Below are 17,139 nucleotides of genomic sequence, written 5' to 3' on the forward strand. Positions count from 1 at the left end.
AAGCCTCATGCTGCAACGTTCCCTGACTGCTCTGCTGGCTTCAAGTTGTTTGTTAACCGGTTTACCTGCTGCAAGTTTGGCGCAGGCGAACCCTGGGTTTGTTCTCTTTGGCCCTCAAGGCGTCCGTGAACACGCCCTGAACTATCGCCTAGATTTTGACGGACAGCCTGGAGGCATTGATCGCTATCGTCTCCGCATCCGTCGCTCAGATCTAGCCAATGCTCAACTGCAAGACCTGGCAGTTGCTCAAATTCAAATCAGCTATCCCAATACTTACTCTGGCGACTTCGATCCGCGACGGATTGAGCTGCGGGTCGGTGGTAAGAGCGTTCCTCTAGAATCTGCCTCCTGGCAACCCGATAACAACTTGATCGAGGTCATCCCTCAAGATCCGATTCCCTCTGGCAGGGACATGGAAGTGGTGCTATCGAATGTTCGGAACCCACGCTCCGGCGGCATCTTCTACTTCAACTGCCGAGTGATTACCCCTGGAGGCTCTCCACTGTTCCGTCATGTGGGCACTTGGGTGATCAGCACACAGTGACTTGTCTAATTCACTTGTTAGTCACTTGAATAGAGGCAGCCTAAGACCTCTACTGTCAAGTCTTCTGGCTGACGCTCCGACTAGCTCTTTGACTAAGTTTTTTGACTAAGGGAAGCAGAGCGGTACATTTGGTGAGACGGTGTATCGTGGTAGCACGATTAATGCTTGCTGAAGGAGAAACCCGCAATGATACTGGCTACAGCCTTATCTGATACTCAGGTCTACACTGCTCTGGTGGTAGCTCTGTTCCCAGGTATTCTGGCATACATGCTGTCTACCAATTTGTATAAGTAGGTAGTTTCTTCAGGCAGGTCGTCACTCTCCAAATACACCCTCAGTGTTCGGCCAGAGGGCACCTGCCTCTTTAGTATTTGTTTTTCAGATTTGCCTTAATTTTCCCAGCCCTGCTTGAGCCTGTGAGCTTGTATGGTTGCCCGACGACGCCCCTTTCAGCTCTCCTGGCGTGAGCCCCATGCAGCTCAACCAGCCCCCAGACCTTTGCGGAACTCAGCCTTGGGTCGCCGTCTCCCTGCTACTGGCCTTAAGCGACCTCAAGCAGTGAGGCCTTCTGGCCAAGCACAAGCTTCTCAGGCTTCAGCGAAATTTCAACCGGGTCTTCTGCTGGTGCCACCCCAACCTTCAACTGATGCATCAAGGGCGGCTCGCCTACTCCAAGCGCAGCGCAATCGTCGTTATCGTGCTCGGGGCTTGGAGGCAGTAGCAGCGATTGCAGTCAACCTGGTTCTAGCGGCCTCTGCTTGCTATGCGCTGGTGCAGCTATTTCCTTACCAGTTGGCTCAGCAAAAGCAGCTCCACGAAATCAGTAATGAAGTCAAAACGGCCCAGCAACGGGTCAAAGTCCTGCGCGAACGTCTCACTCGCAACTTTGACCCTACCCAGACAGAAGCTATCCTGCGCGAGCAAGGCTTAGTCAACCCCAATCAAGTTCAAGTTGAGTTGATTAGTCCCAAATGGGATGACGGCTCACCCTAGATGGCTCCCCATAGATAATTAGCCAGACGTCCAGAAAGATGTCCGTCAGCAATTTTGATGGTTCCAAATCAAGCTCAATAGCCCACTCCATCATCCATACCAAGGGCTAAACCGGGGAGCTTTCGGAAAGGTTATCGCCAACCGCAGGCTGATAACCATGCTCAAAAGCAAATCGGACTAGCTGGGAGCGATTCTCCAGGTTGAGCTTGCTCAAGATGCTGCTGAGATGGGTCTGAACCGTGCGAGGGCTGATGTATAAACGCTCACCAATCTGCTTGTTGGTGAAGCCTTGGATCACTTCCCAAAACACTTTGACCTCGGCATTGGTCAGCGGTAGCTGTTCAGGAACTGGAGCTGAGGCGTTGCCTGTTTCTTGAGGCATGCCCTGCTGCATCAGGCGCAAAATCTCGGCGTGGGTACGACGGGCCCGCTCGAGCTGAGCCTCAATCTTAGCAACGAGTTCTCGAGGCTCAAAGGGCTTGATTAGATAGTCATCAGCGCCTGTGGCATGACCTTGCACTCGGTCTTCAACTTCTCCCCGAGCCGATAAGAAAATAAAAGGCACGAGTTGGCCAGAGCGTAGGGTGCGCAGTCGATGGCAGAACTCGAAGCCATCCATCTCAGGCATCATCACGTCAGAAACTACCAGGTCAGGAGGTTCCTGCTCAAAAGCAGCTAAGGCCTGCGATCCAGAGCCGACCGACGTGACCAAGTAGCCGCGCTTCTCTAGATAACGGGTTAAAGCCGTTAGCAGAGTAGTGTCATCATCAACGACAAGGATCCTTTTCATAAAGCCAGGGACAGAGGATGTGGAATCGGCAGCAGGGACAACGTGAGTAGTCACGACTGGATGTATTTACCCTGTAGCATTCCCTAGTTTGAGCGACTTAAACCGATCTTAGGGTTGAGCCGGAGGTTTCAGCGCATTCCACAAAAAGTTTGCTGAGGGGCATCAATAGTTTCAGGTGCTCAGCTCTAGAGCAGGCTAATTTATTCTGGTAGTTTACTGTGAGACCGCTGTCACCAAATTGGGGTGCGCCAAGCACAGTCTGATAGCGGTTTGAGTGCATACCCAGCTTGGAAAGTGAATTAACCAGGATGTACGAACGGATTACTCCCCCAGCCACTGGCTCGCAAATCGTCTTCAAAAACGGTGAGCCCATCGTTCCAGATAACCCGATTATTCCCTTTATCCGAGGTGACGGTACTGGCATTGACCTCTGGCCTGCCTCGCAGCAAGTATTTGACGCAGCGGTCAAAGCGGCTTATGGCGGCAAGCGACAGATTACTTGGTTCAAGGTTTATGCAGGTGATGAAGCCTGCGAGCTATACGGCACCTATCAATACCTGCCGCAAGACACGCTGAGTGCGATCAAAGAGTTTGGTGTTGCGATCAAAGGTCCACTCACAACCCCTATTGGTGGGGGCATTCGCTCTCTCAATGTGGCCCTGCGCCAGATCCACGACCTCTATGCCTGCGTGCGCCCCTGCAAGTACTACCCCGGCACCCCTTCTCCCCACAAAAGCCCTGAGAAGCTGGATGTCATCATCTATCGGGAGAACACTGAGGACATCTATTTAGGGATCGAGTGGCGTCAAGGTAGCGAAATCGGGGACAAGCTGATTCAGCTCCTGAACACGGAACTTATTCCAGCCACACCGGAGCACGGTAACAAGCAAATCCCTCTAGACTCTGGGATTGGCATTAAGCCAATCAGCAAGACCGGCTCCCAGCGCTTGGTGCGTCAGGCGATTAAGCATGCACTTCTGTTGCCTAAGGCGAAGCAGATGGTCACCCTGGTCCACAAGGGCAACATCATGAAGTACACCGAGGGAGCTTTCCGAGATTGGGGCTATGAATTAGCAACCAGTGAGTTCCGGGACGTCTGTGTCACCGAGCGGGAGTCTTGGATCTTAAGCAATCAGGAGCGCAACCCCAACCTCACCTCAGCAGAAAATGCTCGTCTTTTAGAACCAGGCTACGATGCCCTCACGGCTGAAAAGCAAGAGAAGTTCTGCCAAGAGGTCGACAGTGTGCTTCAAGCTATCTGGGACAGCCATGGTCAGGGCCAGTGGAAAGACAAAATCATGGTCAACGACCGGATCGCAGACAGCATTTTCCAACAACTGCAGACTCGGCCGGATGAGTACTCAATCCTGGCGACCATGAACCTCAATGGCGACTATCTGTCTGATGCCGCCGCTGCTATCGTCGGGGGCTTAGGCATGGGACCTGGCGCTAATATCGGCGATACCTGTGCCATTTTCGAAGCAACTCATGGCACTGCACCCAAGCATGCTGGGCTCGATCGAGTAAACCCAGGCTCTTTAATTCTCTCCGGCGTGATGATGTTCGAGTATTTAGGCTGGCAGGAAGCAGCAGACTTGATTAAGAAGGGCTTGGGAGCAGCGATCTCAAATCGAGAAGTGACCTACGATTTGGCACGCTTGATGGAACCGGCAGTTGAGCCACCTCTGAAATGCTCGGAGTTCGCGCAGGCCATCATCCAGCACTTCGACGACTAAAGCGGCAATTAGGAGCACTTAGAGGCAAGTCTCCTAACAGCAGGTTAAGAAAATTAAAAGTATGGTGCCCTGATACAAATTGTGTCAGGACATAGGGAATACTAAACGGATAAGTTCCTACCCTGCGATAGAGGACAAATCACCGTGATTGAGCAAATGCTCCATCAAGCCCTGACTGATGGCTATCGAGTCAATATTCAGGACGTTACTGACGGCTGTAGCTGGCAGAACTGCGAGATTCTCGACGTAGCCGAGGGCTGCGTTCGGTTTCGGCGCTGTTCTGTACGCAACGGTGCAGTTGAGATCTGGCAGTATGTCCTACCTCTGAACCGGATCGCATGTGTCTGGTGGCGCACCACTTCTATCGACAGTTCCCTACTGGCTCGCTCTGCAGCTGACTGAGCTTATAGCCTTGTGCTCGTCGCGTCCCTTAGAAGCTATGTCTAGAAGCAACCAAGGGGCGCGAGCCAGCTAAACCTGAGCCTCGAGGTCCTAAAACCTGGCTGGTTAGTAGGGGTGACATCTCTAGGCGGCAACGCCGACAGTAAAGGTAGCGTTCGCTAGCGCGAACGTGTCGCAACATAGTGTCTGAACAACAGGGGCATTCAAAAGTTTCAAAAATCACGGTTTTTAACCAAACTCTAGTTATGAAATCCTCACTTAAATCTCGATCCCGAGCCTAAACTCTACTTTCGGTCTTGATCCCCGCCCCTGTGCACTATCCAAAGACAGAGGCTATTTTTTCGAAATATTTCTAAGCCTGCCAGCGCCGTTTCCAGTGAGAGGTCGGTTCCAGGTTGCTATCCTGTTGCTCCTGCTGTCGGCGCTGGTGGATGGCTTCAGCGGGATCATTTAGGGCTGGATCTCTGTAGGGAACCGCAGCTCGGGTTTGAAGATGCTCTTGTTCCTGCGGCGAGAGTGGCAACCCCAATGCAGACCAAGCTGCAATTGTTCCTGGTGTGCGACGCCCAACTGGCACCGTACTACCGAATTGCAGGCCCACTAAGCTCAAGGCCGTACGAACGGCAGCAGCGCAAGAGTAGGTCACCAAACAAGCTGTTGGCTTTAAGGTTGAGGCGACTAAGCTTAAAAACTCTACCGTCCAGAGCTGAGGGCAGTGAGGCGGCGAGAAGGGATCCAGAAAAACGACATCTGCCGTGAAGTTTTTCTGTGCCTGCAAGCCCTGCAAGGTTCGTCTAGCATCTCCTAGCAGCAATTCAGCGCGCAGGCAAGGGGTCGCCAGGTATCCCTGTTGAGCTAGCTGCTCCAAAGGGGCTGCAACTCCTGGTGACCACAGGCGCAGTAAGCGTTGTGCCGCAGCCTGAATTGGCACCTGGGAATTGAACTCTAATCCCCATAGCTCGACCTGGCAGGTTGGATTAGCCTGCCAAATGGTTTCTAAAGCAGCTGCACTGTTGTAGCCCAGACCGTAACAAATATCTAAAAGGCGCAGGCAGGAGGCTTCTCTTGCCCGTTCAGCCAGTTTCGCAGGACCAACAAACTTAGCCTCTGCCTCCTGTTTGGCTCCTTTCAGGCTATGAAATGCCTCTTGGAATTGTTGGGAATAGAACGTGAAGGAGCCGTCGCCGGTTGGCTGTAGCGTTAGCTGATCCGCAGGATTAGCCACCACTTGCTACACGACTAACGGAAATCATCAGCATCTGCTGAACCAGTTTGAGCAGCGGCAGGTTGGCGGCGTGCGAAAAATTCAATTCGGTAGTCCGTGATGACTGTACCGGTCCGCCGTTCCACCTCGCGTAGCAGGTCCTCAGGCAGTTGTACAACCACATCTAAAATCTGGTTGGTGTCAACGCAATTGACATGGCTGTGAGGATCGCTGACGTTTCCGTAAAGTCGCCCCTCAGCTCGCTCAATGCACTCGATGATGCCCTGGCTGGAAAGGGCCTCTAGATTTTGGTAGACCGAGGTGTGACCGATACCTTTCCCGGTCTGATTCAAGCGGTCGTAGATCTCCCGTGCAGAGAGATGTTCCTGGGCCTGCCAAAGCAACTCTAAGATGTAACGACGTTGACGGCTCAGGCGCATCCCTAAGTGCTGACACCGGGCTAGGGCATCATCAAGGGATTCAATTGGTTTCACCATAGCGTTCTGGTCCTGCAAGCCTCGTGTTTTTAAGGCTATTACTTCTATGCTACGACACTCGAAGTCGTTATGAGTTCCTGCAATAGTCCAACTGACCAACAGACTACTATTCTGAGAACAGTTGTAGATTTTTTCTTTCCTGATTCACCTCCATGAATCTTGAACGCATCAAAACTTTAGTTGAAACCTTTACTGCTGCTGAGCTGGAAGCCAAAATTCAGTTAATGGAAAGCTGTTTTGTCCCAGACGAGCCGGGACCTCCCGAAGTCTGTGCTGACCTAGATGCTGTTGAAGCAGATATCTACGACTATGCCAAGGCACTAGCCATTCGTCAGCAGATTGAGCAGCAAGGGGTACCAATGCGAGAGGCATTGCGAGACTTAGCTAGCCGTATGCGCCGTTTCTCGGAGCGCACATCCTAGCCACACTAGCTCTAAAGTCCTGCACCTAGACCTGCATACCACTACACGATATTGATTTTTATATGTATCGGCTCACGTCCTCAGTGGGCTCTTGGACGGTTTGGAAGAGCGAAGTGGCCTACACTAGACTGCAAACTGGTCATATAAAGTTTTGTTCAGCCTGGTTTCTGGCCCCATGACTACCACCATTTATCTCAATCCAACCTGCCTAGAAAATCTAGATCTCTCACCGGCTCAAATTGTGATTGAGAAACTAGTGCAGGAGCCCCTAGCGAACGAACAGCAATTGCACTTCGATATCAGCTATCCACGGGAGAGCAATGACCCACGCGAGCTCTCGGAAATTCCCGAGGTTCGTCTGTGGTTTATTCGCCTGGATGCATACTACCCCTGGCTACCCTATTTCTTGGATTGGAAATCTGGGGAGCTGGCTCGTTACGTTGCGATGTTAGTCCCGCACCAATTCAGTAGCAGAGAGGGTATTCAATTCAACCCTGAAGCTCTAGAGATCTTCGTGATGAGCAAGATTTTTGTTCTCATGACTTGGCTAAGCGATCGCAGCATTGAGCCAGAAAATAAATTACGGTCTATGGCTCAAGTTTTGGGCTACGACATCGATCTTGCCTTTTTCCAGCTTCTTAGCGCAGAGGGAAATTGAGCTCTGTGGGAGATTCGAGCTGGCAAACTTCGATTGCCCGTCGGATCTGGGTGTCCGGGCAGGTACAGGGGGTTGGCTTCCGAGCTTACACTCAGCAGCGGGCTAGAGAGCTAGGCCTAGTCGGTTGGGTGCGCAATCGAGCTGACGGACGAGTAGAGATTCAGTGTTGCGGCCCTGCTGATCAAGTGGAAGCATTGATCGAGTGGTGCCAGCAAGGAGTACCAACTGCTGTTGTGGCCGGGGTGGAAACCAGTGAGGACATTGCTGGCAATGACTTTCCAGACCCCTTTGAGATTCGGCCTACTGCATCCTGATTAAGGCTTCACGGCTGGTGTTGCCTCAGCCTTAATGTGATGATGAGGTGACTCTAAATGCAGAACGAGGCAACAGGACATCTTGGTTCGAGCGGTTCTATGCGGCTACTACGGGCTGGGTAACGCAGGCGACGAAGCTCTGCTCGCTACGCTGTTGCAGATGTTGCCCTCGTCTGTAGAACCCCTGGTTCTCTCAGCAAACCCCACCCAAACCCAAAACCTGCACCGTGTAGCAGCCTGCGATCGATGGAATCCGGCTACTGTATTGCAAGCTCTGCAGGCTTCTCAAGTGTTCATCTGGGGCGGTGGCAGCCTCATGCAGGATGTTTCCAGTGCCGCTAGCCCTGTTTACTATGGCGGTTTGATGGGACTCGCCCGTGCTTTAGGGCTCAAGACCATTGCCTGGGCTCAGGGTGTTGGCCCGCTTCAACGCTCTTGGACCCGATGGCTCACTCATCAAGCGCTCAAAACCTGTTCTGAAATTAGTGTCCGTGATGGTCGCTCAGCCCATTTGCTTCAGTCCTGGAACCTGAAATGCACCCTAGCTCCTGATCCAGTTTGGGCTCTAGATTCGCTGCCTGTCGGTGACCTTTGGCAGTTGCCTGCTCCACGCGTAGCGGTTGCCCTGCGTCCGCATCCACAACTTACAGCCAAGCGGTTGGAGAGTCTTAGTAAGGCCTTAGTCGATTTTCAAAAGGCGACCGAAACCTGTCTGCTGTTATTACCCTTTCAGCCCGAAGCTGATGAGCCTATTGCTCAAACGATTCAAAGCCAGCTACCGGGTCCTAGCGTCATTCTCAAACCCAATAGTCCAGCTCAACTAAAGGGTGTGTTTCGAGGCGTTGAAATGACGCTAGCGATGCGTTTTCACGGTCTGATTATGGCAGCAGCCGAGGGATGCCGTTGCTTTGCCCTCAGCTATGACCCCAAAGTAAGTGCTTTGATGACCGAACTCGGCCTGCCAGGCTGGGAGTTAGCCGATTTGCCCTCTGATTCGAGCGAAATCACTCGGGTTTGGCTTGAGCACTATGCGAATGGTGACCCACTCAGCAGCGACCAAATTCAGTCGCAGCGGGACCGAGCTCTAATGCATCAGGATGTTCTGATTCGGGCCCTGGCAACCTAGCCAGTCGTGGCAGTTAATGCCCCAGGCTAAAACGTATCCAGCTAAAACGTACCGAGCTAAAACGTAATAGTTCAGGCAGCAACAATAGCTGCAATCTTCTAGAATCTGGTGAGCTTGACTAGAGCTTTACAGGGCCCACTATGAGCTTGAACTTCCGGTTTGCAGTGGTCAGTGACCTGCACCTTGCCTTGCCACAGACGATTCGCGATACAGTGAGTCGCTTTCATCTGGTGGAGGTTAGTGTTGCTGCGCTAGAGCAAGTTCTAGCTCATTTAGTCACTCTGGAATTGGATTTTCTGTTATTACCAGGTGACCTTACTCAAGATGGCGAGCCGGAAAATCACCATTGGTTAGCCCAACGCCTCCAACAGTTGCCCTTTCCCACCTATGTGATTCCAGGCAACCATGATCTTGTCGCTCCGGTCGAGCTTTCTCGCTTCGCTGGCTACTACCGCCGCCAGGGTTACCAAGATTCAAATCAACCCTACTATGCTTGCTTACCCCTGCCTGGTCTTAGACTCATTGGCCTGAATTCCAATGCGTTCTGTGCTGAGACTGGGAGACAACTTGGTAGGTTAGATGACGAGCAACTGCGTTGGCTAGAAGCAGTCTTAAACAGTTCCCAGAGCCTGACCACTCTGGTCATGGTACATCACAATGTTTTGGAGCATTTGCCTGGTCAAGCTAGCAATCCCCTCGGACGTCGCTACCTACTAGAGAACGCTGACACCCTGACCAGCATCCTTAGACGGTCGGGGGTGAAGCTAGTGTTCACCGGCCACCTGCACGCCCAAGACATTGCGCACAGCTATGACCTCTACGACATCACTACAGGCTCCCTAGTCAGCTACCCTCACCCTTACCGAGTCCTGACCTATCGCGCAACTACAAGTGGAGCTGAGCTAGACGTGGACTCCCATCGGGTTGAAGCATTGCCTGACTGGCCTACTCTGCAGCAGACTTCACGGGAGTGGATGGGACAACATAGCGCCTCTTTTATGCTCAAGCTGCTGACACAACCGCCTCTGAATCTCTCGATACAAGAGTCAGAACCTTTGTTGGCCCAGCTGCGTTACTTTTGGGCAACCGTTGCTGCTGGAGATGCTCGATTTAGCTTTCCTGACTTCCCCGCGCCAGTTCGGCAGTACTTCGAGCGTTTCAATGATTTACCGCCTGCAGACAACCAGGCTACGTTGCAGCTCTAGCAAAGACTTTTTGAGGTTCAAGTTGTGCAACCAATTGCGCCAGCCTAAGGCTTAGTCACCATCAGTGGTTCAAACCAAGGCTGAAATTCATCGCGACGAAATACGCGCAGTCGGTTGGATTGACCGAAACGAATGAGGCTAGGCAAGCCATGCTCCTGCAAAAACTGTCGAATCCAGCTTCCCACCCCCAGGCTGCCTTGAATCGGCATCTCCGCCTGGAAGCGGTCATACATCATGATCAGCTGGCTACGAGATTGAAGGGGCGCGTCCTGTTCGATCAACTGAGGCAGGCCATTGTGTTGCGGGGAGCCTTTCTCAAAGTTTTTCTCAGGACTGGCTTGGTCAACAAAACTAGGGCGTGCAGAGGGCTTAGTAATTAGGTGGTCAAAACTAGCAGTAGTGTGAAGTGGCTGAGAAGAGTCGCTACTGACAGGATCTATAGTGCGCTGAGCTGTGGCAAAATTAGGTCTGAAGCGGCGCCGCTTGCTTTGAGTCATAAATTCTCCTAAAGGACAGTACCGCCAACCCTGCCCACTCTCCGGCTTTTCTCGGCCCGGAGATCCTTGGCGATGGCTGACGAACGAGATGTAAGCTCAATCGAAGTGGAAAAACTTACACTTATTTAGATACTACGCAACCTTATGAAAGAGTGCAAATACCCAAGACGCTTTATTTGTGAAGATATGTATCAAGAACGAAGCTGCTGACGCCCATTGCGCACGATGCGCATTAAGTCATTGAGTTGCTGCTCTAAACCGGATAAGGTTTGATCCGCATATTCATCAGCGCCGCGTTGGATCTGGTCGCGCTCAGCTACAGCTCTCTGGTATTCTGCTTCCCATTCAGACTGAGCTTGGCGTCGCATTTGAGCAATTTCAGCCATCGCCGCACTGCGGGCCTCTTCAATTTCTTGTTGCAAGCGACGTCGAATCTGGTTCGCTTCAACCTCAACTTGGCGCAGGAGCCCAGACTCTTCGACTAGCTGACTGGCCTGCTGCTTGGCCGCTTCAATTACTTCTTGAGCGTAGCGGTTAGCTTGGCCAATAATCTCATCTTTCTGATTTAGAACTTCCTCAGCTTCCTCAAAGGCTGACGGTAAGTTCAGGCGAATTTGATCGAGCTGCTCTAGGAGTTGCTCTTCATCGACCAGCGTGCGTTTGCTCAGCGGGAAACGGGGACTGTCGAGCACCATTTCCTCAAGCCGGTCGAGTTCCCGTTGGATATTCAGGCCTCCTGATCGGACGTTGGGTGGGTCTTGGCGTAGCATGTGGCGATATCCAGAGCAACTCGTTCTGGGACTAGATGATGGACCGGACCACCGAAACGGGCAATTTCTTTAACCAGGCTACTGCTTAAGAAACTGTACTCAGTGGAGGCTACCAGAAAAACCGTCTCAATTGACGCGTCAGACAGGGTCTTATTGGTATGTGCCATCTGCAACTCTAATTCAAAGTCGGATAGCACCCTCAATCCGCGCAGTAACACTCGTGCCCCCCTTGCTTTGGCATAGGTTACAGTCAGACCTGCAAACGAATCTACCTCCAGATTGTGCAGATGCTGCGTGGCCTCGCGAATCTGCTCGATGCGTTGCTGCACTGAGAATAGCGATTCTTTGTTGGGATTGCGCAGTACCGCTACGATGACCTGAGCAAAAAGTTGGCAGCCTCGCTCAATAATGTCGAGATGCCCCAGAGTAACTGGGTCAAAGCTGCCGGGATAGATGGCAATTCCCGGACGGGTAGCGGGGGCAGGGCCTTGCTGTGTCAAGAGCGTAGGATAAGCGAGGAACGTATGAAACTTAGAGATTATACCGGCAAGTCCACGCCAAGTTTGCCCTGCTGCCACACCTGACCTTGAACTAAGGTATGAACTTGCCAGGACACTTGCGAATCAGGGTAGTCCTGGCGGAAGTGAGCGCCTCGGCTCTCCGTGCGGTAAAGCGCGCTCTTAAGCAGTAGATAACTGACATCAAGTAAGTTGTGTGTCTCTAACGCAGTACGCAGTTCCGGAGCTTTGGGCAGGCCTTGGGAGGAAGAAAAGAAGGGACTAGCAGCAGCCTGCCAAGCTTCTACTTGGTCTAGGCCTTGGCTCAAATCTGCTCCATTGCGAGACAGCCCAGCAGTTCGCCACAGCAAGTAAGGTAGCTCTTGACGAATTTCAGCCACAGGGCTGGGTCCATCAGTAGGGGTCAGCTCAAGGGACTGAGGCGGCGTCAAGTGAGTAGGTGTAGGTTCGGTAATAACTGCCTCAGCTACCTCGGCACCAAACACCAAACACTCCAGCAAGGAATTGCTGGCCAGACGATTTGCCCCATGTACACCGGTGCTGGCAGTCTCACCAATAGCGTAGAGGCCTGGAACCGTTGTGGCCCCTTGTAAGTTGGTGACAATGCCGCCCATCCAATAGTGAGCAGCAGGTGTTACCGGAATGGCCTGGGTGAGTGGGTCTACCCCCCACTGCTGACAAACTCGCAAAATATTGGGAAAGCGGTGCTCAACGGTTGTTCGAGGGATAGACCGCAAGTCCAGAAACACTGTGGCGTTTGAATTGTTTGGCTGAGTCTGCTGCAAATGAGTAAAAATGGCTCGACTGACAACATCCCGTGGAGCTAGTTCGCCCAGCGGATGATAAGCAAAGGCAAATCGCTCACCGGCGGCATCCAGTAAATGGGCACCTTCGCCCCGCACTGCTTCACTAATCAAAAAGCGGGGGGCGCCTGGCACGCTCAGGGCTGTGGGATGAAACTGCATAAACTCCAGATCCTGAAGCAAAGCCCCCACACGCCAAGCCATTGCAACACCATCGCCAGTACTGGGAGGCGGATTGGTGGTCCGGGCATACAGTTGGCCACCACCGCCTGTTGCCAGAATCACTGCCCGAGCACTCAACCAACGGGGTTTCAGCGGCAGGTGTTGGCTTTCGACCAAGCAAACACCCTGACATCGGCCCTCATGCTGCCAGAGATCTAGGACTAAAGTTTGGTTGAGGATTTGAATGTTGGATCTGGCTAAAACTTGAGCTGTAAGCGTGCTCACCAGTTCTCGCCCAGTAGCATCAGCCGCATGGAGCACCCGACGACGCGAATGAGCGGCCTCTAAAGTCAGGGCCAGTTGCTCACCATAGCGGTCGAAGGCCACTCCCATTTCCACGAGCTTAGCGATATGCCGAGGGGCCTGCTCCACTAGGAACTTGACAGCAACCGGGTCGCATAGTCCCACACCGGCGGCCATGGTATCGGCAATATGCAGAGCGGTAGAATCACCCGGGTCGATCACTGCAGCAATGCCACCCTGTGCCCAGCCACTGGCTGAGAGCGATAACGTGTCTTTAGTGACTAAGCCCACTCGACAAGCTTGAGGCAAGAGCAGAGAGGTATACAGCCCTGCAGCTCCGCCACCGATAACCAGCACATCAAAATCCGGTTTCAAGAGCGCATCCTCACTGGCGTACCTCAGCACTCTCGGAGTTAGGGGATACAAGAACACCCCCTATCCAGTTTGGCACTGAGAAACAACGCCAAATTGAACAGGAGGTGATGGAACGTAGGATTCAGAATGTGAAGCAAAAACTGAAGGAACGCACCTGAGACTTAGCGATAGATGCCGTTGTTGATTCGGTCCCGCTCCAGAGACTCGTTAATTGGTCCTAAAGTGAATTTGTCCAAATTCTCACGAACCCGCTCTTTCTGAGCCTCGGTGAGACCGGGCAGATTCAAGATATCCTCAACTTTCTCGTAAGGCGCGTTTTGAACAATTACCCGAGCAGCCGTCGGGTAAAGACCAGGGATTTTACGAAAGGCAGAGATGTTGGTGTTATTGAGATCAATTCTTTGACCCAGTTTGCCCAGCAAATCTTCTACTACATTGCGCACCGGCCCTCTTTCAGCTTCTGCCATCAGGCGCACTGACGGGGCTCCCACACCTGTCATCGCGCTAGCCCAGGTGGGTAAACCCCAACCCAGGCTCAGGGTCAAAATCATCGTTGCCAGTGCAAAAAGCCGAACCAATGGTTTCACGAAACCCATACCTCCCTACTTGTCAACAGGCACAGAGCAAGCACAGCAGATTGAATAATCACAGCATTACAGAAATTGGTCCAAAAACCTATGGCCCGAGTGTTTAGAGCCGTTAAAGCCTCATATCAAGCAGCTTACCAATGCTGGCTTGGGTGGATAGGCCAGACCAATGGCTCAGCCATGCGATAGGATGATCTAATGCCGATTTTCCGCTATTCAAGGCCGTACTATGCCGAATGCAGAAGCAATAATCCGCGCGATTGAAGCGGAACAAATGAAGGGTAACCTTCCGGAAATCCACGTTGGCGACACTATCAAGGTCGGCGTGCTGATTCAAGAAGGTGGAAAAGAGCGCGTCCAGCCCTACGAAGGAGTTGTGATTGCCAAGCGTAACAGTGGCATCAACGCCACTATCACGGTTCGTCGCGTCTTTCAGGGTGTTGGGGTTGAGCGGGTCTTTCTATTGCACTCCCCGCGGGTCGAAAGCATCAAGATTATTCAACGCGGTCGCGTCCGTCGAGCCAAGCTCTACTACCTCCGCGATCGCGTCGGTAAGGCAACCCGCATTAAGCAGCGCTTCGACCGTCCCGTAGACACCAACAAGGTTGAAGGCGTCAAGGCTCTGAGCAAAGCTAAGACCAAGGCCAAGGCTAAGCGACAAGCTCAGCTAGCTGCCAAGGCCGAAAGTTAAACTCTAGTTGACGTGGGCAGCCTTTAGGCATACTGTATAAAGGTTAAGCCGCTGACTTGATTCAGGGGCAATTGCTCTTGAGCGCTCTTAGTTCAGTTGGTAGAACGCAGGTCTCCAAAACCTGATGTCGGGGGTTCGAGTCCTCCAGGGCGCGCTGAGCTAGAGAGCTTATCTGGGAGGGGGAGCCCGGAGGCAGGTCTGAGCTGGCTCGAGTAGAGTTGATTCAGAGGGCTTTCGGGTTTTCTTCCGTCTTGATAAACCGGACTCAGTGTTCGACAAGGTCAGCGGGGATCAGCCTCGAAGCTGGTAGACAACGCGAGGTTGCGCACAATGGCGGAGAAAGACAGCGACCAGACAAAGAAGGGAGCGTCACCGGCGCAGAAAGAAGGCTCTGTCAAGGAGTCTGGAACTGGGGCAAATCGGTTTAACCTGCCCCAGTTCCTTCAGGAAACCCGAGAGGAATTGGCTAAGGTGGTCTGGCCGAGCCGTCAGCAGCTCATTAGTGAGTCTGCGGCAGTCCTGTTAATGGTCGTATTCTCGGCTCTGCTGATTTACACGGTGGACGGCGCTTTCGGCTGGATTGCGACACGGATATTTGCATCATGACCTTTGCAGCAGACTTGAACGGTGGCGAGCTCAATGACGGCCCTGACTTCGAGCAGGTAGAGCTTGAACAACTCCAGCGCAACGCGCGTTGGTACGCAGTGCAAGTAGCTTCGGGCTGCGAGAAGCGAGTGAAAGCCAACCTAGAGCAGCGCGCTCAGACGCTAGATGTGGCTGATCGCATCGTGCAGATCGAGATTCCTCAAACGCCAGCCATTAAGATCCGCAAGGACGGCTCACGCCAGGGAACCGAAGAAAAGATCTTCCCCGGCTATGTGCTAGTGCGCATGCTGATGGATGACGAAGTCTGGCAGGTCGTGAAAAACACTCCCAACGTAATCAACTTCGTTGGTGCTGAGCAGCGGCGGCGCTATGGGCGAGGCCGAGGCCACGTCAAACCTCTGCCCTTAAGCAATGCAGAGGTAGAGCGCATCTTCAAGCAGGCTGAGGAGCAGGAGCCGGTGATCAAGGTCAGCATGGCTGCTGGCGATCGGATCAAAGTTCTTTCAGGTCCATTTAAGGACTTTGAAGGGGAAGTCGTGGAAGTTAGCCCTGAGCGCAACAAGCTCAAGGCATTGCTGTCCATTTTCGGCCGCGACACCCCAGTGGAGCTGGAATTTAACCAGGTCCAGAAAGAGGGGTAGGGACCAAAAAAGAGGATCAGGGGCAGGGTTAGCCTTGTCCCCGATCGCCCGTCAATCGGAGTTAGTTCGAGTCAATGGCAAAAAAAGTAGTTGCGGTGATTAAGCTGGCGCTCAACGCTGGCAAAGCGAACCCGGCGCCTCCGGTTGGTCCTGCTCTGGGTCAGCACGGCGTCAACATTATGATGTTCTGTAAGGAGTACAACGCCCGTACTGCCGAACAGGCGGGGTTGGTCGTGCCTGTGGAAATCTCGGTCTATGAAGACCGGAGCTTCACGTTCGTACTCAAAACGCCTCCAGCCTCGGTGCTGATCAAAAAGGCGTTGGGCATTAACAGCGGCTCTGCCAACCCCAAGTCTACGAAGGTTGGTGCTCTGACCCGTGCTCAGTTACAGGAAATCGCTCAAACGAAGATGCCTGACCTCAATGCCAATGACATTGAGGCAGCCATGAAAATCGTGGAAGGGACAGCCCGCAACATGGGCGTTACCATCCGCGACTAATCAAACCATACATGGGGAAGAAGCTGAGCTTCGCTATAGACCCCAAGGAGTAAACTCGACATGCCAACGCTATCGCGCAGAATGCAGGGCCTCCAGGCCAAGGTCGAAGACCGACCCTACTCGCCGTTAGAAGCTTTGTCTCTGGTCAAAGAAACGGCCACAGCGAAATTCCCTGAGTCTATTGAGGCTCACATTCGTTTAGGCATTGACCCCAAGTACAACGATCAGGTACTCCGGACGACAGTCGCGCTGCCCAAAGGCACGGGTCAGGTCATTCGGGTGGCTGTGATCGCTCGTGGCGAAAAGGTGGCCGAGGCCAATAATGCTGGTGCTAACATTGCCGGCTCAGAAGAGCTGATCGATGACATCCAGAAAGGCATGATGGATTTCGATATCCTGGTGGCAACTCCAGATATGATGCCTCAAGTCGCTAAGCTAGGTCGCTTGCTTGGTCCTCGCGGCTTGATGCCCTCACCGAAGGGCGGCACCGTCACCTTTGACGTCGCTCAGGCAATTAGCGAGTTCAAAGCCGGTAAACTAGAATTCCGGGCTGACAAGAGCGGCATCGTGCACGTGATGTTTGGCAAGGCCAGCTTTAGTCCTCAAGACCTGTTGGTGAACCTCAAGGCGTTGCAGGAAACGATTGATCGCAACCGTCCTTCTGGAGCCAAGGGCCGTTATTGGCGGACCATGTACGTTTCAGCTACGATGGGTCCCTCAGTGCAGGTGGATATCAGCGCACTGCGAGATATGAAGTTAGGAGACGTTGCCTAAGAGTTTCAGCTAACAACTGCA

The 17,139-nt window shown here is 52.9% G+C and carries 23 protein-coding genes, 1 tRNA gene and 1 other annotated feature (1 of these 25 cut by a window edge); of the genes, 16 read left to right on the forward strand and 8 right to left on the reverse strand.

The features are described 5' to 3' along the window. Positions 1-7 precede the first annotated feature (7 nt). The 3 genes from H6F94_RS10675 (at position 8) to H6F94_RS10685 (ending at position 1,537) form a co-directional block, all read left to right on the forward strand. Positions 8-544, forward strand: coding sequence for a DUF2808 domain-containing protein (locus tag H6F94_RS10675; RefSeq protein ID WP_199320332.1), 537 nt, complete (start codon positions 8-10; stop codon positions 542-544). A gap of 186 nt (positions 545-730) precedes the next feature. Then, entirely contained in the window at positions 731-838 is a 108-nt protein-coding gene (gene psaM, locus H6F94_RS10680) for a photosystem I reaction center subunit XII (protein WP_190802205.1), read from the forward strand. Positions 839-970: 132 nt separating this feature from the next. Beyond that, positions 971-1,537, forward strand: coding sequence for a slr1601 family putative cell division protein (locus H6F94_RS10685; protein WP_190802206.1), 567 nt, complete (start codon positions 971-973; stop codon positions 1,535-1,537). Between the two features lie 106 nt (positions 1,538-1,643). Here H6F94_RS10685 and H6F94_RS10690 read toward each other — a convergent pair whose 3' ends face one another. After that, entirely contained in the window at positions 1,644-2,327 is a 684-nt protein-coding gene (locus H6F94_RS10690; protein WP_190802207.1) for a response regulator transcription factor, read from the reverse strand. A 308-nt stretch (positions 2,328-2,635) separates the two neighbouring features. Here H6F94_RS10690 and H6F94_RS10695 point away from each other — a divergent pair, with 308 nt between their 5' ends. Both H6F94_RS10695 and H6F94_RS10700 read left to right on the forward strand, forming a co-directional pair. Then, entirely contained in the window at positions 2,636-4,063 is a 1,428-nt protein-coding gene (locus H6F94_RS10695; protein ID WP_190802208.1) for an NADP-dependent isocitrate dehydrogenase, read from the forward strand. A 144-nt stretch (positions 4,064-4,207) separates the two neighbouring features. Continuing rightward, a complete protein-coding gene (locus H6F94_RS10700) occupies positions 4,208-4,465 on the forward strand; it encodes a hypothetical protein (RefSeq protein WP_190802209.1) in 258 nt (85 codons plus the stop codon). Between the two features lie 352 nt (positions 4,466-4,817). Here the strand turns inward: H6F94_RS10700 and H6F94_RS10705 are convergent, their stop codons facing one another. Continuing rightward, positions 4,818-5,690 carry a tRNA (5-methylaminomethyl-2-thiouridine)(34)-methyltransferase MnmD gene (locus H6F94_RS10705; protein WP_190802210.1) on the reverse strand — a complete coding sequence of 291 codons (873 nt, stop codon included), beginning with the start codon at positions 5,688-5,690 and terminating at the stop codon, positions 4,818-4,820. 14 nt (positions 5,691-5,704) lie between these two features. Continuing rightward, a complete protein-coding gene (locus H6F94_RS10710) occupies positions 5,705-6,166 on the reverse strand; it encodes a Fur family transcriptional regulator (protein ID WP_190802211.1) in 462 nt (153 codons plus the stop codon). A 152-nt stretch (positions 6,167-6,318) separates the two neighbouring features. Between H6F94_RS10710 and H6F94_RS10715 the strand changes: the two genes are divergently transcribed. The 5 genes from H6F94_RS10715 to H6F94_RS10735 all read left to right on the forward strand — a co-directional run bounded on the left by H6F94_RS10715 (position 6,319) and on the right by H6F94_RS10735 (position 9,891). After that, positions 6,319-6,588: a hypothetical protein gene (locus H6F94_RS10715; protein ID WP_190802212.1), complete on the forward strand. Its 270-nt coding sequence runs from the start codon at positions 6,319-6,321 to the stop codon at positions 6,586-6,588. A gap of 175 nt (positions 6,589-6,763) precedes the next feature. Further along, positions 6,764-7,246, forward strand: coding sequence for a CRR6 family NdhI maturation factor (locus tag H6F94_RS10720; RefSeq protein WP_190802213.1), 483 nt, complete (start codon positions 6,764-6,766; stop codon positions 7,244-7,246). A 5-nt stretch (positions 7,247-7,251) separates the two neighbouring features. After that, entirely contained in the window at positions 7,252-7,560 is a 309-nt protein-coding gene (locus H6F94_RS10725) for an acylphosphatase (protein ID WP_313949262.1), read from the forward strand. Positions 7,561-7,642: 82 nt separating this feature from the next. After that, positions 7,643-8,686 (forward strand): polysaccharide pyruvyl transferase CsaB, encoded by a 1,044-nt coding sequence (csaB, locus tag H6F94_RS10730; protein WP_199320334.1) that lies wholly within the window; start codon positions 7,643-7,645, stop codon positions 8,684-8,686. Between the two features lie 140 nt (positions 8,687-8,826). After that, entirely contained in the window at positions 8,827-9,891 is a 1,065-nt protein-coding gene (locus H6F94_RS10735; protein WP_190802214.1) for a metallophosphoesterase family protein, read from the forward strand. 44 nt (positions 9,892-9,935) lie between these two features. On the opposite strand, the gene H6F94_RS10740 is transcribed toward H6F94_RS10735, so the two are convergent. From H6F94_RS10740 to psbU, 5 genes are all read right to left on the reverse strand, one after another. Further along, a complete protein-coding gene (locus H6F94_RS10740; RefSeq protein WP_190802215.1) occupies positions 9,936-10,388 on the reverse strand; it encodes a hypothetical protein in 453 nt (150 codons plus the stop codon). A gap of 191 nt (positions 10,389-10,579) precedes the next feature. Beyond that, positions 10,580-11,158 carry a F0F1 ATP synthase subunit B family protein gene (locus H6F94_RS10745; protein WP_190802216.1) on the reverse strand — a complete coding sequence of 193 codons (579 nt, stop codon included), beginning with the start codon at positions 11,156-11,158 and terminating at the stop codon, positions 10,580-10,582. After that, positions 11,116-11,658, reverse strand: coding sequence for a pantetheine-phosphate adenylyltransferase (coaD, locus tag H6F94_RS10750; RefSeq protein WP_199320335.1), 543 nt, complete (start codon positions 11,656-11,658; stop codon positions 11,116-11,118). The genes H6F94_RS10745 and coaD overlap by 43 nt, the downstream gene beginning before the upstream one ends. Positions 11,659-11,696: 38 nt before the next feature. Further along, on the reverse strand, positions 11,697-13,349 hold the full coding sequence (nadB, locus tag H6F94_RS10755; protein WP_313949263.1) for an L-aspartate oxidase: 1,653 nt from the start codon (positions 13,347-13,349) through the stop codon (positions 11,697-11,699). Positions 13,350-13,480: 131 nt separating this feature from the next. Further along, positions 13,481-13,906 (reverse strand): photosystem II complex extrinsic protein PsbU, encoded by a 426-nt coding sequence (psbU, locus tag H6F94_RS10760; RefSeq protein ID WP_190802217.1) that lies wholly within the window; start codon positions 13,904-13,906, stop codon positions 13,481-13,483. 229 nt (positions 13,907-14,135) lie between these two features. Here psbU and rplS point away from each other — a divergent pair, with 229 nt between their 5' ends. From rplS to rplA, 6 genes are all read left to right on the forward strand, one after another. Beyond that, a complete protein-coding gene (gene rplS, locus H6F94_RS10765) occupies positions 14,136-14,597 on the forward strand; it encodes a 50S ribosomal protein L19 (RefSeq protein ID WP_190802218.1) in 462 nt (153 codons plus the stop codon). Between the two features lie 81 nt (positions 14,598-14,678). Then, positions 14,679-14,751, forward strand: a tRNA-Trp gene (locus tag H6F94_RS10770). Between the two features lie 176 nt (positions 14,752-14,927). Next, positions 14,928-15,203, forward strand: a complete 276-nt coding sequence (gene secE, locus H6F94_RS10775) for a preprotein translocase subunit SecE (protein WP_190802219.1) — start codon at positions 14,928-14,930, stop codon at positions 15,201-15,203. Beyond that, on the forward strand, positions 15,200-15,844 hold the full coding sequence (gene nusG, locus H6F94_RS10780; RefSeq protein ID WP_190802220.1) for a transcription termination/antitermination protein NusG: 645 nt from the start codon (positions 15,200-15,202) through the stop codon (positions 15,842-15,844). The genes secE and nusG overlap by 4 nt, the downstream gene beginning before the upstream one ends. A 74-nt stretch (positions 15,845-15,918) precedes the next feature. Beyond that, positions 15,919-16,344, forward strand: coding sequence for a 50S ribosomal protein L11 (gene rplK / locus H6F94_RS10785; RefSeq protein WP_190802221.1), 426 nt, complete (start codon positions 15,919-15,921; stop codon positions 16,342-16,344). A 60-nt stretch (positions 16,345-16,404) separates the two neighbouring features. Further along, complete coding sequence (gene rplA, locus H6F94_RS10790) at positions 16,405-17,118, forward strand: 50S ribosomal protein L1 (protein ID WP_190802222.1); 714 nt, start codon at positions 16,405-16,407, stop codon at positions 17,116-17,118. Positions 17,119-17,128: 10 nt separating this feature from the next. Beyond that, positions 17,129-17,139, forward strand: a sequence feature (ribosomal protein L10 leader region) (it continues 143 nt past the right edge of the window).

The organism is Leptolyngbya sp. FACHB-261, assembly GCF_014696065.1.
GTDB lineage: Bacteria > Cyanobacteriota > Cyanobacteriia > FACHB-261 > FACHB-261 > FACHB-261.